This window comes from Actinomadura livida, from assembly GCF_014648675.1.
In the GTDB taxonomy this organism is placed as follows: Bacteria; Actinomycetota; Actinomycetes; order Streptosporangiales; family Streptosporangiaceae; genus Spirillospora; species Spirillospora livida.
The window spans coordinates 416165-431169 of record NZ_BMRO01000004.1; the positions used below are offsets into that span (position 1 = coordinate 416165).

Annotated in this window: 15 protein-coding genes; 8 read left to right on the forward strand and 7 right to left on the reverse strand. The window is 72.3% G+C overall.

The features are described from left to right. Nucleotides 1–2: 2 nt before the first annotated feature. On the reverse strand, nucleotides 3–782 hold the full coding sequence (locus IEZ03_RS11635; RefSeq protein WP_184888361.1) for a helix-turn-helix domain-containing protein: 780 nt from the start codon (nucleotides 780–782) through the stop codon (nucleotides 3–5). A gap of 159 nt (nucleotides 783–941) precedes the next feature. Here IEZ03_RS11635 and IEZ03_RS11640 point away from each other — a divergent pair, with 159 nt between their 5' ends. Next, on the forward strand, nucleotides 942–1331 hold the full coding sequence (locus tag IEZ03_RS11640) for an ATP-binding protein (RefSeq protein WP_184888359.1): 390 nt from the start codon (nucleotides 942–944) through the stop codon (nucleotides 1329–1331). Then, nucleotides 1328–1675, forward strand: a complete 348-nt coding sequence (locus IEZ03_RS11645) for an SRPBCC domain-containing protein (RefSeq protein WP_184888356.1) — start codon at nucleotides 1328–1330, stop codon at nucleotides 1673–1675. The genes IEZ03_RS11640 and IEZ03_RS11645 overlap by 4 nt, the downstream gene beginning before the upstream one ends. A gap of 38 nt (nucleotides 1676–1713) precedes the next feature. Here IEZ03_RS11645 and IEZ03_RS11650 read toward each other — a convergent pair whose 3' ends face one another. After that, nucleotides 1714–2556 carry an SDR family NAD(P)-dependent oxidoreductase gene (locus IEZ03_RS11650; protein ID WP_184888354.1) on the reverse strand — a complete coding sequence of 281 codons (843 nt, stop codon included), beginning with the start codon at nucleotides 2554–2556 and terminating at the stop codon, nucleotides 1714–1716. A 118-nt stretch (nucleotides 2557–2674) separates the two neighbouring features. Here IEZ03_RS11650 and IEZ03_RS11655 point away from each other — a divergent pair, with 118 nt between their 5' ends. Continuing rightward, nucleotides 2675–3304 (forward strand): TetR/AcrR family transcriptional regulator, encoded by a 630-nt coding sequence (locus IEZ03_RS11655; protein ID WP_184888352.1) that lies wholly within the window; start codon nucleotides 2675–2677, stop codon nucleotides 3302–3304. Nucleotides 3305–3383: 79 nt separating this feature from the next. Continuing rightward, nucleotides 3384–3659: a hypothetical protein gene (locus IEZ03_RS11660; protein ID WP_184888350.1), complete on the forward strand. Its 276-nt coding sequence runs from the start codon at nucleotides 3384–3386 to the stop codon at nucleotides 3657–3659. On the opposite strand, the gene IEZ03_RS11665 is transcribed toward IEZ03_RS11660, so the two are convergent. Next, on the reverse strand, nucleotides 3647–4531 hold the full coding sequence (locus tag IEZ03_RS11665; RefSeq protein ID WP_184888348.1) for an NAD(P)-dependent oxidoreductase: 885 nt from the start codon (nucleotides 4529–4531) through the stop codon (nucleotides 3647–3649). The genes IEZ03_RS11660 and IEZ03_RS11665 overlap by 13 nt on opposite strands. A 202-nt stretch (nucleotides 4532–4733) precedes the next feature. Between IEZ03_RS11665 and IEZ03_RS11670 the strand changes: the two genes are divergently transcribed. Continuing rightward, entirely contained in the window at nucleotides 4734–5519 is a 786-nt protein-coding gene (locus IEZ03_RS11670) for an SRPBCC family protein (RefSeq protein WP_229808220.1), read from the forward strand. 16 nt (nucleotides 5520–5535) lie between these two features. After that, nucleotides 5536–6594, forward strand: a complete 1059-nt coding sequence (locus IEZ03_RS11675) for an SRPBCC family protein (RefSeq protein ID WP_229808221.1) — start codon at nucleotides 5536–5538, stop codon at nucleotides 6592–6594. Nucleotides 6595–6633: 39 nt separating this feature from the next. On the opposite strand, the gene IEZ03_RS11680 is transcribed toward IEZ03_RS11675, so the two are convergent. Beyond that, a complete protein-coding gene (locus IEZ03_RS11680; RefSeq protein WP_184888346.1) occupies nucleotides 6634–9480 on the reverse strand; it encodes a helix-turn-helix transcriptional regulator in 2847 nt (948 codons plus the stop codon). A 293-nt stretch (nucleotides 9481–9773) separates the two neighbouring features. On the opposite strand from IEZ03_RS11680, the gene IEZ03_RS11685 reads away from it, so the two are divergent. Then, entirely contained in the window at nucleotides 9774–11051 is a 1278-nt protein-coding gene (locus tag IEZ03_RS11685) for a PucR family transcriptional regulator (RefSeq protein WP_184888344.1), read from the forward strand. A 4-nt stretch (nucleotides 11052–11055) separates the two neighbouring features. On the opposite strand, the gene bdeA is transcribed toward IEZ03_RS11685, so the two are convergent. The 3 genes from bdeA to IEZ03_RS11700 all read right to left on the reverse strand — a co-directional run bounded on the left by bdeA (nucleotide 11056) and on the right by IEZ03_RS11700 (nucleotide 13569). Then, the gene (gene bdeA / locus IEZ03_RS11690) at nucleotides 11056–11898 is read right to left on the reverse strand and encodes a bis(hydroxyethyl) terephthalate hydrolase (protein ID WP_221481692.1); all 843 of its coding nucleotides are present in this window, start codon (nucleotides 11896–11898) and stop codon (nucleotides 11056–11058) included. Nucleotides 11899–12126: 228 nt separating this feature from the next. Continuing rightward, nucleotides 12127–12873, reverse strand: coding sequence for an SDR family NAD(P)-dependent oxidoreductase (locus IEZ03_RS11695; protein WP_184888340.1), 747 nt, complete (start codon nucleotides 12871–12873; stop codon nucleotides 12127–12129). Next, nucleotides 12874–13569 carry an SDR family NAD(P)-dependent oxidoreductase gene (locus IEZ03_RS11700; protein WP_184888338.1) on the reverse strand — a complete coding sequence of 232 codons (696 nt, stop codon included), beginning with the start codon at nucleotides 13567–13569 and terminating at the stop codon, nucleotides 12874–12876. It abuts the gene before it with no gap. Nucleotides 13570–13743: 174 nt separating this feature from the next. On the opposite strand from IEZ03_RS11700, the gene IEZ03_RS11705 reads away from it, so the two are divergent. After that, complete coding sequence (locus IEZ03_RS11705; protein ID WP_184888336.1) at nucleotides 13744–14790, forward strand: PucR family transcriptional regulator; 1047 nt, start codon at nucleotides 13744–13746, stop codon at nucleotides 14788–14790. Nucleotides 14791–15005: the final 215 nt, after the last annotated feature.

Here is a 15005-nt window from a genome sequence, read left to right on the forward strand (position 1 = left end):
ACTTACGCCATGCCGGAGTGCTCACTCAAAGCCTCCATCGCTCGCTCGATGAATCCTGCCGTGGAGTCTACGGGCGCGGCCTTTGCCCCGATACGTTCGAAGCGTCGGCGGAGTGCCCGCGCGCCGTCCGCGTCCATCACGAGGCGTCCGCCGGTGGGGGCCTCTATGTACCCTATTTCACCTTCTCGCACCGTGATGACTTTGAAAGAGCCGTCTAGCGCCTCGGACTCCCCTGAGCCTCGGGGCACAATGCGCAGGACTACGTTGGGCCGTTCAGCCAGCTCTTTCAGGTAGGTCAACTGGCCGAGCATGGTTTCCGTGCCCCCAACGGGCCACGTCAGCACGTTCTCCGTCATGAGGATCCACAGTTCCGGTGGTTCATGTCGAGAGAGGATCTTCTGGCGCGCAAGGCGCTTCGCGAGATCACCCTCAACGTCCGCGTTGCGTCCGGCCAGCAGGAGTGCGCGCGCGTACTCGGGAGTCTGGCAAAGGACCGGGATGAGCTGGCCGCTGAACATCTGGATGAGCGATGCGCGTGCCTCGAACTCGGTGTAGCTCGAGAGCCACTGCGGGTCGGGGGCGAGTCGCGCGTACCACAGGGCGTAGGTGAAGAAACCACCCGTTCTCCATGCTTTGTCCAGCTTGACTGCCTGCTTGTCGGTCAGCCGGGACTCGCCACTCTCGAGTCTGGAAATCGTGGATCGTGAACAGTGGAGAGTCTTGGCGACGGCATCGCCGCTGAGTCCGCGCTCTATGCGTTGAAAACGCAGGTGGTGGGCCATCCATGCCCACATGCTCGACCGCGGATCGGGGGGTTGGTTCGTCGTGTCCTCTGGGTTTCCAAGATCGCCAAATTTCCAGGTTTTGCAGGGGCTGGCGACAACGATAGGCCGGCGGGCGCACTGTGTCACCACATCACAACAATCTGTGAGGTGGGCCAGGTGAATGAACCGGCGACGATGGTGGTGAAGGCGGACTTGGGGGCGGTCAGGGAGGCGCGGGAATTCGTCGGTCTGGTGTTCGGGGCGTGGGGGCTGGAGGACTACGTTGCCCGGACGGTGATAAGCGAGCTGGCCACGAATGCCATCACCCATGGGTCGCGTGAAGGGGATCTCGTCGTCGTGCGGGTCTACCGGAGGGAGGACGGGGTGCCCGTGGTGGAGGCGTGGGATCGGTCCGAGGTGGTGCCGGTGGTCGGGGTCGTCGACTACGCGGCGGAGAGCGGGCGGGGGCTGCTCCTCATGGAGGCGCTCGTCCGGCGGTGGGGGACGCGGCCGCTGAGCGAGGGCGGCAAGGTCGTCTGGGCCGAGATCGAGCCGGTGTACGTGTGAACGAGGGGGTGCTGCTGTTGTTCCTTCAGCGGATCTTTCCGGAATGGTCGATCACGAAGGGCGACGACGGTGATTGGCGGGTCAGCGGGCACGTTCGTCTTTCCGTGTCGTCCCTTGACGGGGCGTTGGACGTTCTCGCCGTGGCGGAACCTGAGGCGGAGGAGCGTGTGCGCCGATTCTTCCTGCGCGGCGAGGTGACGATGACAACCGCGCTCGTCGAATTCGACGGAGGGACGGAGATCACCATGGTGCAGGAGGGAATGCCCGACGCGGTGTCCCCGTCCGACAACGAGTTGGGCATGCGGATGGCGCTCGACAACCTGGCGAAGCTGGTGGAGGGCTAGAACGGCACCGGAGACCTCGTGCCTGGTGCGCCTCCCGCTCAGGTCGCCGGTTGGCCGCTCCCGGAAAGGATGGCCCGGGTGATGTCCGCCAACCGTCGCGCGGCGGCGGGGTCGAAGGGTGCGCCGCCCACGTCGATCTTCGTGTACTGCATGTAGGCGCTCAACGGTTCCGGGTCGGGGTCGTCGAGGTGGCGTCGCAGCATGTCAACGGCGGCGTCGACCGGCTGGCCGCGGTCGTCCATCCCGGCGACCAGCGCGGCGTCGGCCTCGTTGTAGTCACCGGTGAATCCGGTGGCGGTCAGGCCGGGATGCGCCAGGACGTAACGGATCCGGGTGCCGGGGTGTACGGCGGTGAACTCGGCGCCGGCCAGGTCGCTGAGTTTGCCGCATTGCGCCATGACCCGGTCCGGTCGGTAGTCGCGGGTGAACTGGAGGTCGTCCCAGTTCATCGCCGACAGGTCACCGCCCGGCCCGGCCAGGTTGAGGATCACGGGCCGCTCCGCCGCCTCCAGCCGGCCGGCCAGGCCGTGGGCGAACAGATACCTGCTGAGGTAGAAGAGCGCGAAGTTGTGCTCGATGCCCTCGGCGGTCTCGCGGCGGGTCGAGCGGTAATAGCGCGCGGCCAGCACCAGGGCGTCCACGACCGGGTGGCTCCGCGTGATTTCGGCGACGACCCGCCGGTTCTCGGCCACCAGGCTCAGATCGGCCTGCAGGTATGCGGCGCGCTCGCCCGAGCCGATGGCCCGGGCCTCCTCCAGGAACCGGCGGCCCTTGTCCGGGGCGCTGCCGACGACGATCACCCGGTCGCCGCGGCCCAGGTAGTGAAGGCCGAGTCCCTTGCCGATGCCGTCAGTGCCCCCGGTGATCACGATGGTCTTCAAAGATCCTCCCCAAGTAGACTCACGAGTCTAATCCAACAGTCCTTTGAGGATAGTCTCGACCTGGGAACGCGTTAGCCTGATGAGTCTGGTTCGGTGAACGGGCCGGTATGCTGAGAAAATGAGCCCACAGCTGGACCGGGGCCGCATCGACAAGCGGAAGGACATCCTGGACGCCGCGTTCGCCGTGTTCGCGCGCGAGGGCTACCCGCAGGCCCGTGTCGACCAGATCGCCGCGGAGGCGGGAGTCGCCAAGGCCACCGTCTACAACCACTTCGGCGACAAGGAGAACCTGTTCCGCGAGACCATCGCCGCGCTGTCCGAGCGGGCGCTGGCCCGCAACCTGGCCGCGGTGGCGTTGCTGGCCAAGGCGGGTGACGACCTGCCCGCCACGCTGACCAACGTCGGGACGCGCCTCGTCGACTGCTACTGCGACCCGCAGTCCTGGGCGCTAAGGCGCCTGCTGTACGCCGAGACTCCGCAGTTTCCCGATCTGCTGGAACTGACGCAGGTCGGCGTCGCCGAACCGGTCGCCCAAGCACTTGCCGACCGGCTCGCCCGACTGGCCTTGGAAGGCGACATCGACATCTCCGACCCGGTGTTGGCCGCCGAGCACCTCACGGCACTGCTGACCGGGCCGCTGGAGGCGCGGTCACGCTTCGGCACCCGCCGCATCCCCCGCCTCGAACGCAAGGCCATCGCCGAATCCGCGGTCGGCACATTCCTCAGCGCCTTCGCCCCCCGGCCTTGAGCCGCGGCGGCTTCCGCGGGCGGCGACAACGTCGTTACGCTCATGCGAACCGGCCGCAACTCGCACCCAAGAGGTTCAGATGCTCTACCGGAGTCCTGCTGGCTTTTGTGCCGAGTACGCCAAAGCGCACCGCGACCCAGTAACCGATGCGACAGGCGACACGGTCGAGTTGGATGAGGTGGCCGTCGTCAGCGAGACGCCAGATTCGGCGCGGGTCGTGGCGTCCTTGTTTCATCACGGGCACGCTCCGGATGCCGGGTATTACGACGTTTTCGAGCGCGTCGCCTTCGTCCTGGTCAAGCGGGGCGACGGTTGGCACCTGGACTCCGAAGAACACCTCGGCTACGACAGCTGATCCCTCGCGACCGGCAGCAGCTCGAAGAGGCTGGAGAAGCCCTGGTCGCCGTGGCCTTCGGCGATCCGGGCGTCCATGAGCTTCTTCACCTCGCGCATCCGGAGGGCCTCCACGCCGCGGGACTCGCGGTGGGTGATCATGTCGTCCATGAGCGCGGCCTGGACGTTGAGCGGGCCCATGTCGGGCGCGTAGTCGCCGTTCTGCACCGCGTTCGCCATCGTGGTGAGCAATGGCGGGTAGGCGGTCAGGGAGTCGGCTATCCGCTTGGCGAACTCCGCCACGTCGAACCCTTCTGCCTGCACCAACTTCAGCGTGTGCAGGAAGCCGATGAGCAGTTCGTAGGAGACCGCCACCTGGGCCAGGAATTCCACTGCGGCGAATCCGGCGTCCTCGCCGTGGTAGGTGATCGGGCCCAGTTCCGCCAGTGTCGCCTCGTGCGCTTTGAAGACGTCGTGTGAGCCGCTGAACGGCAGCATGATGTTCGCCGTCCCGATGTACGGCGGGTCTCCCATGACCTTGCCGTCCAGGTACTCGGCCCCGTGCTCGTGGGCCCAGCGTTCGTTCGCCCTGGCCTGGGCGGGGGAGCAGCTCGTCACGTTGACCAGGACCTTGCCCGCGACCGCGCCGTCCAGGGCGGCGAGCACCTCCTCGACCGCCGCGCCGTCGAGGAGGCAGAGCACGGTGAGGGGGCTCGCCGCCACCGCGTCCGCGGGCGTCGCGGCGGCGGTGGCGCCGGCTTCGGTCAGCGGTGCGGTCTTGCTCGCCGTCCGGTTCCAGACGGTCGTGGCGTAGCCGCGGCCGACGAACATCCTGGCGATCGCCGACCCCATGTCCCCGAGGCCGATGACGCTGACCTGGCCTTCTGCCTGCATGCTGCTTCCTCCCCGTGCCGAACCGCCGGACGCCCGCCACGCTAGGACCTCAAGTCGACTTGAGGTCAACCGTGACCCGTGTCACCGGGAGCCGTCAGATCGGGGAATTCCGGCCTTGTCCTGGCCTGCAGCCTGTTTTGCCGTGATTTGACCGGGTAATGCGGCGCCGTACACGAGCGGACTATCGAAGTGGGAACAGAACATGAACTTCCGGACGGGTCTGGCCGCCGGCGCGGGCGGTGCCCTCGCCGTGCTGTCGGCCCGGCGGCTGGGCCGGCGGGTGCTCGGCGGGGCCGTCCAGCGGCTCGAACGGCGGCTGGAACGCACCGTGCGGGACCTCACGGCCAAGGCCGAGCAGGGCGGGCCGATCGTCAAGGCCGCGCTGGCCGGAGCCAAGGCGCTCGCCGCGGGCAAGTCCCCGGTGCGGGCGCTGCTGAGCTTCGGCTGGACCGCACTGAAGGAGACCCTCGCCAACATCTTCGGGCGGGGGCGGGGGAAGCCGACCAACATCGTCGAGCAGATCGACGTGGGCGCCCCGCGCCGGCTCGTCTACGACCAGTGGACGCTCTTCCAGGAATGGCCGACCTTCATGAAGAAGGTGGAGAGCGTCGACCAGAAGTCCGACGAGAAGCTGAGCTGGAAGGCGAAGATCTTCTGGTCCAGCCGGACGTGGGAGTCGACGATCACCGAGCAGGTCCCCGACCGGCACATCGTGTGGCGGTCCAAGGGCCAGAAGGGTCACGTGGACGGGTCGGTCACCTTCCACGAGCTGTCGCCGAACCTGACCCGTGTCCTGCTCGTCATGGAGTACCACCCGCAGGGCCTTTTCGAGCGGACCGGCAACCTCTGGCGCGCCCAGGGCCGCCGTGCCCGCCTTGAGCTCAAGCATTTCCGCCGTCACGTGATGACGCAGTCGCTGACCCGCCCCGACGAGATCGAGGGCTGGCGCGGCGAGATCCGGGACGGCGAGACCGTCACCAGCCCCTAGTGAGAGAAGCGAGACCATGAAACGTGGAAGCCGGATGGGCGCACTGCCCGTCGGAAGCGTCACCAAGCTGCTGCCGGGCGGCCGCCGCAAGAAGGTGCCCGGCCTGAGCGGCATCACCAAGGCCCTGCCGGGCGGCGGCGGGGGGATCGTCAAGAGCCTGCCCGGCGGGCGGGCCGTCGGCACCGCCGGCGGCGTCCTGCTCGGCGCCGGCGCGGCCGTCGCCGCGAGCCGGGCCTTCACCGGCCGCAAGGACGACCAGGAGTCCTCCCACCAGGAGGAGCCGGAGCAGAAGGAAGCCCAGAGCAAGAAGTCCCGGGACGAGGACGAGGCCCCCGAGCAGTCCGAGGACCAGTCCGACAAGAACGGGCAGGGCGTGCTCGGCCGCATCAAGGACACCGTCGGCGGCGCCGTCCCGGGCCTCGGCAAGAACGACGAGGACGGCGAGGACAAGGACGGCAAGGGCGGCGGCAAGGGCGGCGGTGGCAAGAAGGTGAAGGTCACCAACATCGTCGAGCACATCGACATCGGTGCGCCCCGCCGCCTCGTCTACGACCAGTGGACGCAGTTCCAGGACTACCCGTCCTTCATGAAGAAGGTCATCAGCGTCGACCAGGCCGACGAGACCAAGCTGAACTGGCAGGCCAAGATCTTCTGGTCCAAGCGGACCTGGGAGGCCACGATCATCGAGCAGGTCCCGGACGAGCACATCGTGTGGCGCTCGCAGGGGGCGAAGGGCCACGTGGACGGGACGGTCAGCTTCCACAAGCTGTCCCCGAACCTGACCCGCGTCCTGCTGGTCCTGGAGTACCACCCGCAGGGCTTCTTCGAGCGGACCGGCAACATCTGGCGCGCTCAGGGCCGCCGCGTCCGGCTGGAGCTCAAGCACTTCCGCCGCTTCGTGATGACGCAGTCGCTGACCCGCGCCGACGAGGTCGAGGGCTGGCGCGGCGAGATCCGCGACAGCGAGGTCGTCCGGACGCACGAGGAGGCCCTGGACGACGAGGACCGCGACCGCAAGGACGACGCTCCCGAGGCCGAGGAGCAGGAGACCGAGGAGTACGAGCCCGCCCGCTGACGGGCGGGTGGCGCCGACCCGAACGGCCGCATCCCGCGGTCAGCGGATCAGCCGGGCCAGCTCGACGCGCGACCGGATCCCGAGCCGGGTGAAGACGTTGCGGAGATGGTGGTCGATGGTCCGCGGGCTGAGCAGCAGGCGCGCCGCGATCTCGCGGTTGGTGGCCCCTTCGGCGGCCAGCCGCGCGATGTGCGCCTGCTGGGCGGTCAGCTCCCCGAAGCCGTCCGCGGTGACGGGCGCGGCCCCGCCGTCCGTTCCGGCCCTGCTGGGCGGCGGGGCCGTTTCGGCGGCCGCGGGCGCGATCGTCTCGCCGGCGGCGCGCAGCTCCGCGCGGGCCCGCGCCGTCCACGGGACGGCGTCGTAGCGCTCGAAGATGCGCAGGGCGGCGCGGAGGTGCTCGCGGGCGGCGCGCGGCCGGCGGCCGCGCCGGAGCCGGTGCCCGAACAGCAGCTCGGTCCGGGCCAGGTCGAACACGGCGCCGGCGGCCTCGTGCAGGCGGAGCGCCTCGGTGAAGTGCTCCGCGGCCTCGGCGTCGCGGGCGGCGAGCAGCGCCTGGCAGCGCCGGGCGAGCGCGGTGCGTCCCGGGGCGCGCGGCGTCCCGTCCGCCCAGCGCCGGTAGTGCTCGAACGCCTCGGCGGCCTGCTCCCGCCGGCCGGTGTGCACGAGCGCCTCGACCAGGTGCGGGACGGCCAGCAGCCGCGCGGGCGGATGGGCCAGCCCGGCGCCGCCGGGCAGCCGGAGGCGCGCGGCCGCGTCGGCGGGCCGGTCGGCGGCGAGGTCGAGAGCGGCGGGCGCCCAGGAGCCGAAGGCGGCGGCGCGGGTGATGCCGCGGCCCCCGGTGGGGCCGGTGAGCCGGTCCAGGTGCCCCTGCGCGGTGGCGTCGTCGCCGTTGAACGCGGCGGTGAGCGCGAGCGTGGCGAGCTGCTCGGCCGTGTGCGCGTGCAGCTGGGCGGCGCGGGCGAGGCGCAGCCCGTCGTGGCAGGCGGCGATCGGACCCGGCGGATGCCCGAGGAGCGCCTCGCAGCGCCCGGCGACCATCAGCGCGTACGACTCTAAGGGCGCGTTTCCGGCCCGGCGGGCGGACGCGACGGCCGCGTCGGCGAGGGAGCGGGTGGCCGCGCCGTCCCCGAGCATGAACGCCGACAGCGCCGCCCACGTCTGCGCGGCCGGGTCGGTGGCCTCGGCGCCGAGCAGCACGGCCCGCCGGAGGTGCTCCGCCGCCTCGGCGTAGCGGCCGCGGATCGCGGTGGCCGTGCCGGTGAGGTGGGCGAGCAGCAGCGCGGAGCGCGGCGCGGCGTCGGGACCGGATCCGGGGAGCGTCGCGGCCCGGTCGGCGATCTCCAGGTAGGCGCCGTGGTCACCGGACGCGTCGGCGGCCTCCGCCGCCCAGGCCAGCGCGCCCAGTGCGGCCTCGGTGTCGTGCCGGGCGAGCCGTTCGGCGGCGTCCCGGAGCATGGGGACGGCCGCCGCGGGGGAGCCGGCCGCCGCCTCGATCTCGCCGCGCAGCCCGTCGGCGCGCGCGGCGCACGCTTCGCCGCACGCGACCTGGCGGACCTGCCGCAGCAGCGACCGGGCCCGCCGGGACCGGCCGCTGGCCCAGGCGTCGCCGGCCGCGGACAGCAGCCGGTCGGTCCGTGCGCCGTCCTCGCCGGTGAGGGCGGCGGCGCGCTGCCAGACCCGCCACGAGTCGGCGTACCGGCCGGCCTCCTGGGCCGCCCGCGCCGCCGCCGCGAGCCCGTCCGCGATCCGCGGGTCCGGCTCCCCGGTGACGGCCGCGCGGTGCCAGAGCCGCGCCGGCGCCTGCCATTCCTGCACGAGGACCTCGGCGAGCAGTGCGTGCGCCTCCTGCCGCTCCTCCCGCGACGCGTCGGCCCACAGCGAGGACCGGACGAGCCGGTTGCGCACGGTCACCGCGTCGCCCTCGAACCGCAGCAGGCCGGACGCGCGGGCCGCGTCGAGGTCGGCCGGGCCGATGCCGCCGGTCCGCGTGGCCCGCGCCACGGTCGCGGCATTGACCCACTCGTCCGCCAGCACCATGAGGACGAGCCGCCGCGCGCCCGGGGGAAGCCGCAGGTAGCGGTGGCGGTTCAGGGAGCGCAGGGAGCTGCCCGCCGGGAGCGAGCGGGGCGGCGGCACGGTGCCGGACAGCTGGCCGGGGGTCAGCGCGGCGGCGAGGTCGCGGATCGCCAGCGGGCGGCCGCAGGCCAGGTCGATGACCTCTTCGGCGAGGTCGCCGCCGATCGCGGCGTACGGGACCGCGCAGCCCATCGCCTCGCCGAGCGCGTCCTGGAGGACGCGGCGGCTCGCGTCCTCGTCGAGGGGCGGGAGGTGCAGCCGCCGGATACCGGCGAGGCCGTCGGGGTCGCCGTGCCCGCCGCGGGCGGCGAACAGCATCGCGATCCGGTCGTGCTGGACGCGCCGCGCCGCGAAGGCCAGCGCCTCCAGCGAGACCGGGTCCAGCCACTGGACGTCGTCGGCCCGGCAGAGCACGGGGCCGTGCTCCGCGGCCCGGCTGAGCAGCTCGCACACCGCCGCGTACAGGACGAACGGGGTGCCGCCGCGGCCGCCGCGGGTGACCGCGCCGAGCGCGTCGCGGTGCGCCGCGGGCAGCTCCGCGAACAGCCCGGCCAGCGGCCGCAGCAGCCGGTGCAGCCCGGCGTAGGGGACGGCCGCCTCCCGGCGGACGCCGGTGGTGCCGAGGACGCGGAAGCCGGGTGCGGCCCGGCGCGCCGCCGCGTCCAGCAGGGCGGTCCGGCCGGTGCCGGCGTCGCCGACGATCGCCAGCGCGCCGCCGTGGCCGTCGCGGGCCCGGTCGAGCAGCGTCCCGATGACGCCGAGTTCGCGAGCGCGTCCGTGGATCCGTGGGGGCGGGGATTCAGGGGCCATGCCGGTCCTCCTCTGCGGGAACGACCCTGACCGAGCGGGTCTCGGCTAGAACAGACCTCTAGAACGAGCCTCTACAATGAACCTCTGGTTGGACGGGTCCTCGAATAGGGAGCGGGCCCATAGATGACCATGCGTCCACGGGACGGGTCTAGAGCGGCGTTCTGGTTCGGGGACGCGGCGCAATCCGGACGGGTCCCCGTTGTGCACCCGCACAGTCTGGACGTCCGGAGATGGCCGGAACGCGCCCTTGATGGCACCATGAGGCCTTCGCGTTGTGCTGGAGGTGGCCCTCGATGACGGGAGGACGGCCCGCGGCGGCCGCCGGGGTGAACCCCGATCGCTCCAACGACCGCGAGATCATGCGCAAGGCCGTGCTGCGCCTCACCGACCGGCTCCCCGACCTCGCCGACCGGCTCACCGCCGAGATCCTTTCCGGGGACGGCGCCCACCGCGACGAGGAGTTCACCCGCGACGTGTGGGAGATGTGCCATACCGGGCTCGGGCACGGCTTCGAGACGATCCTGGAACCCGGCCGCGGCCGGGCCGACCTCGAATGGGCGCAGCGGCTCGGCCGGCGGCGCGCCCACCAGGGCCAGCCGCTCGACCAGCTCCTGCGCTCCTACCGGCTCGCCGGGAAGGTTTTCTGGGAGGCCGTGGTCGAGGTCGTCGACCGGCACGACCCGGAGAGCGTCGCGACGCTGATCAGGCAGGCGACCCGCACCTGGGACACGATCGACCAGCAGTCCGGCGCCGCGGCCGCGTCCTACCACAGCACCGAGCTCGCGCTCGCGCGGCGCAGCGAGGAGCGCGTCCACGCGATCGTCGACGCGCTCCTGGACGGCCAGGGCGCCGACGGCGGCCTGCTGTCCACCGCCACGTCGGTCCTCGGCCTGCCCGCCACCGGCCGCTACGCCGTCGTCATGCTCGGCGCGGAGAGCGGCTTCGGCGACGGCGTGGAACGCCGCCCCGGCGACACGGCCGGGATGCGCTTCATCTGGCGGCTGCGCACCGACGCCCAGGTGGCGCTCGTCGCGCTCGGCACCGCGGAACTGGACGACCTGGTCGCCGCCGTCCGCCCCTACGCCCGCTCGCACGCCGGTGTCAGCCCCGTCGTCGACTCCCTCGCCGAGCTGGGCACCGCCCGCTGGTTCGCCGAGCTGGCGCTGCGCACCTGCCGCGGCCCCGGCAACCAGATAGCGCGCCTGGACCGCCGGCTCCCCGACGCCCTCGTGCTGTCCCAGCCCCGGCTGTCCGGGCGGCTCGGGCACGTGGCGCTCGGCGGCCTCGCGGACGTCGACCCGGCGTTCCGCGAGGTCCTGCTGACGACCCTCGGCACCTGGCTGGAGTGCGACGGCTCCGCCGCCCGCGCCGCGGACCGGCTGTTCTGCCACCGCAACACCGTGCTCAACCGGCTCCGCAAGATCGAGCAGCTCACCGGCCGGACGCTGACCCGCCCCGGCGACCTGGTCGAGCTGGCCCTCGCGCTGAGCGCGCTGCGCCTGCACGGATCCGGCCCCGAGCACGGCGGAGGGCCGCCCGCGCGGGGAGGCGTCGGGCGGCCCGTCCGGTAGGGCCCTAGGAGTGCGGGCAGGTGTCGCGGTACTCCTCGATGTCACCGCCGGCCCGGGGTGCCGGGCACAGGAACTGCTCGTAGCGGGTGTCGTTGTCCACGAACCGCTTCAGCCAGGAGATGCTGTACTTCGCGATCGTGGTGTTCGAGGTGTTCGGCGCGAAGTGGCTGGCGTTGTTGAGCTCCAGGTACGCCTTCTCCGTCGCCGCCGGGATGCTCTCGTAGAACGGCTCGGCGTGCGAGCGCACCGACGCGACCGAGTCGCTCTCGGCGCCGATGATCAGCGTCGGGACGCGGCTGTTGAAGCTCTTCTGCGTGTTCCACGGGGTCAGCGGGATCGCCGCCTGGAGCGACGGACGCGACAGGGACGCCTCCAGCGATCCGCCGCCGCCCATCGAGTGACCCATCACGGCGAGCCGCGAGGAGTCGATCCGGGACCGGACGCCGCTGCGCTCGGTGAGGTAGTCCAGCGCGGCCAGCAGCTGCCGGCCCCGGCTGTCGGGCTGGTCGAGGCGCGAGTTGGTGTCGATGGTGAAGACGACGAAGCCCTGCGAGGCGAGCCGCGGCCCGTACCAGGACATGCTGGACTGGTCGGCGGTGAACCCGGGGGCGACCGCGACCGCGCCGAACGTGCCCTGCGACGTCTCGCGCGGGTAGTAGATCGTCCCGCCGCCGAAGCCGGAGACGACCAGCGACGAGACGCGGTCCTCCGACACCGAGAACGGGCCGCGCAGGGCCTCGATGCTCGACACGGTCGGGTCCGGTCCGCGCTCGTAGGGGTTGTCGGCGGCCTGCGCGGCCTGCGGCACGGCGACGGTGCCCGCGGTCAGCGCCGCGGCGAACAGCATCTTCGCAGCGAGCCTGGGGGTGGATAGCACGTCGATTCGCTCCTGTTCGCGGGGAGCCGGGGGGAGCGGCTCCCGAACGGGGGTGGAGCCGGGGGAGGCTCCAGGACGCCGTCATTGTCAGCAGCCGCCCGCCCCGCGAACATCGGCGAAATCGCCGGTCACTTGCGAACGCCCCGTCACGGCCGTCCGCCGCCCTCCCCGGGCGCGGAGGGCCTCACCCCCGGAAGGTCACGCGCGTGCCCTGGTGGTGCCGCCGTTGACGTGCAGGACCTGGCCCAGGAGGGTCGGGAGCCGCGCGTCGGCGAGGAACGCGACCGACTCGGCGACCTCCTCGGGCGAGGCGATGCGCCCGAGGGGGGTCCGGCCGACGTACTGGGAGCGGATCCTCGCGACGGAGACCCCGGCCGCGGCCGCGTCCACCTCCAGCAAGGGGGTGTCGACGGCGCCCGGCGCGACGGCGTTCACCGCGATGCCGAGCGGTCCGAGCTCGCGGCCGAGCGACTTGGTCAGCGCGATCACCCCGGCCTTGGACGCGCAGTAGGCCGTCGCGTCCGGCCAGCCGATCAGCCCCCACTCGGACGAGATCAGCACCATCCGGCCGCCGCCGCGCTCGACCATGCCGGGCAGGACGGCCTGGGCGCACGCGAACGTCCCGCCGAGGTTGACGTCGATGATCCGCCACCAGTCGTCCAGGTCGTGCTCGGCGAACGGCGCCACCGTCAGCCGGGCCGCCCCGGCGACGAGGATCCCGATGTACCCGCCGGTCTGCCGCTCGACGTCCCCGACCATCGCCTCGACGGCGGCGGGGTCGGAGACGTCCGCGGGCGCCGCCACCCCGCCCAGCTCGGCGGCGAGCGCGGACACGTCCCGGCCGGGACGGTCGTTGAGCGCGACCTGGTGGCCGTCGCCCGTGAGCCGGCGGGCGATCGCGGTGCCGAGCGCGCCGGCCGCGCCGGTGACCAGTGCGACGGGCATCTAGATCACCGCCCCGGCGTTGGGGGAGAGGATCTCCCCGGTGCAGAACGTCGCGTCCTCGACCAGGAAGGCGGCGGCGAGCGCGACCTCCTCGGGCGCCGTCAGCCGCCCCGCCGGGAGGGTCTGCACGTAGGAGGGCCGCCGCCAGGGCGAATTGGCCGACAGCAGCGGCGTGTCGGTCGGGCCGGGCGCCAGCCCGTTGACCCGCACGCCGGCGGGTGCCAGCTCCACCGCCAGCGACCGGACGAGCCCGATCACCGCGCCCTTGGCCGCCGCGTAGTGCGCCTCGGCGTGCCCGCCGCCGATCGCCAGATCGGACGTGACCGCGACGATGCTCCCCTCGCCGCGCACCACCATCCCCGGCGCGACGGCCTTGCACACGTTCACCACGCCCCCCAGGTGCACGCGGAGCATCCGCCGCCACTCGCCCCAGTCGATGTCGGACACCGGGACGAGCGCGTAGTGCCCGGCAGCGCACAGCGCCGCCTCGATCGGCCCCAGCTCGCGCTCGATCCGCCTGATTGAGGCACTCACCTGCGCCGGGTCGGCCACGTCCACCCCGACGGAGTGGTGGGCGTCCTCGGCCGGCGCGAGGTCCAGCCCGGCCGTCGTCCAGCCGCGCCCGGCCAGCTCGCGCACCATCGCGGCGCCGATCCCGCTCGCCGCTCCGGTGACGAGTGCGACTCGCTCCCGCATCGATCCTCCGCACAGTCGGGAAGACAACAGGCAAACCCGCCATAACCCCAGGTGACAAGGGACATGGCGATTTCTTGGCCAAATGCACTGCGGGACGCCGCGGCTGTCGTGCCCTTCTCCAAAACACGGTCATGATCACGGGCCACCGCCGTGGCGGAATGAGAGGCTGAGGCTGTGACCAGCGAACCCGCGGTGCTGCGCCTCACCGTCCGGCAGCTCCTCGAGGTGCCGCGCTTCCGGCTGCGCCTCGTCGCGGGGGAGAGCGGCCTCGACCGGCCGATCCGCTGGGCCCACTCGACCGAGCTGCTCGAGCCCGGCCCGTACCTGCGCGGCAACGAGGTCGTCCTGACGGTCGGCGCGGCGCTGCGGGACGCGGACTCGTGCGTCGCGTTCGCCGGCTCGGTCAAGGCCAGCCGCGCCAGCGCGATCGGCTACGGCGTCGGCGACGTGACCGAGGACGTCCCGGAGGCCCTGAGCCGGGTCTGCGAGCGCCTCGGCCTGCCGCTCATGGCGGTCCCGCCCGAGATCCCGTTCCTCAGCTTCACCGAGTGGTTCGCCGAGCGGCTCGCCTCCACCCACGACGAGCGGCACGAGCGCGAGGAGACCGGGCGGCTGCTGCGCATGATCCGGGAGGGGCACGCCTCCGCCGAGGTGCTGCGCGCCCGGATCGACGAGACCGGGCTCGACCACGGCTCGCTGCTCGCGATCGCGATGGACGTCCCGGAGAACGACCTGCCGGGGCTCCTCGGGGTGGACGGCGACACGGCCATCCTCATCGGCAGCGAGGAGCACGTCTGGGCCGAACCGGCCGGGGTGGGCAGCCCCGGCCCCCTGGAGCACCTGGCGCTGTCGCTGGCCGAGAGCGTCGCCGCCCTGGAGGTCGCGCGCCGGACCGGCGGCGTCGTCCGCGGCGCGGACCTGGCGACCTTCCCGGCCCTGCTGCGCCGCCTCACCCCCGACCAGGTGTCCCCGTTCGCCGAGCAGATCGCCCGGCCGCTGCGGGATTACGACAACGCGCACGGGACGAGCCTCGTCGAGACGCTCAGCACCTTCCTCGCCATGGGAGGGGCGGTCGGCGCCACGTCCCGCTCCCTGTTCCTGCACCCGAACACGCTCCGCCACCGGCTGGCGCGGATCGAGTCGCTCACGGGCCGCAACCCGCTCCAGTTCGAGGACCGGGTGGCGCTGGCCATCGCGATCTGGGCGGGGCCGACGAACTGAATGTCGGTTCGCGCGGGTTTTCCGGGCAAACTGGGTGGAATGTCAGGAATGTCGGCCGGGAAACGCCCGGCGGCGGGTGCGGTCTTCCTGCGGAATCGGTGACGGCATACTGGCGCGTCCGTAAGTGATCATTCCGGCGGGACGTGCAACGGGGCCCGTATACGGCATCCGGAAGTTTCACCCTGATACCCGTGGTCACCGGTGCCACTTTCCCC

Excerpts from the sequence above, each read along its gene's own strand:
- IEZ03_RS11635 (WP_184888361.1), bottom strand. The coding sequence starts at position 782 with ATGGCCCACCACCTGCGTTTTCAACGCATAGAGCGCGGACTCAGCGGC.
- IEZ03_RS11655 (WP_184888352.1), top strand. The coding sequence starts at position 2,675 with ATGAGCCCACAGCTGGACCGGGGCCGCATCGACAAGCGGAAGGACATC.
- IEZ03_RS11660 (WP_184888350.1), top strand. The coding sequence starts at position 3,384 with ATGCTCTACCGGAGTCCTGCTGGCTTTTGTGCCGAGTACGCCAAAGCG.
- IEZ03_RS11665 (WP_184888348.1), bottom strand. The coding sequence starts at position 4,531 with ATGCAGGCAGAAGGCCAGGTCAGCGTCATCGGCCTCGGGGACATGGGG.
- IEZ03_RS11670 (WP_229808220.1), top strand. The coding sequence starts at position 4,734 with ATGAACTTCCGGACGGGTCTGGCCGCCGGCGCGGGCGGTGCCCTCGCC.
- IEZ03_RS11675 (WP_229808221.1), top strand. The coding sequence starts at position 5,536 with ATGAAACGTGGAAGCCGGATGGGCGCACTGCCCGTCGGAAGCGTCACC.
- IEZ03_RS11680 (WP_184888346.1), bottom strand. The coding sequence starts at position 9,480 with ATGGCCCCTGAATCCCCGCCCCCACGGATCCACGGACGCGCTCGCGAA.
- IEZ03_RS11685 (WP_184888344.1), top strand. The coding sequence starts at position 9,774 with ATGACGGGAGGACGGCCCGCGGCGGCCGCCGGGGTGAACCCCGATCGC.
- bdeA (WP_221481692.1), bottom strand. The coding sequence starts at position 11,898 with ATGCTGTTCGCCGCGGCGCTGACCGCGGGCACCGTCGCCGTGCCGCAG.
- IEZ03_RS11695 (WP_184888340.1), bottom strand. The coding sequence starts at position 12,873 with ATGCCCGTCGCACTGGTCACCGGCGCGGCCGGCGCGCTCGGCACCGCG.
- IEZ03_RS11700 (WP_184888338.1), bottom strand. The coding sequence starts at position 13,569 with ATGCGGGAGCGAGTCGCACTCGTCACCGGAGCGGCGAGCGGGATCGGC.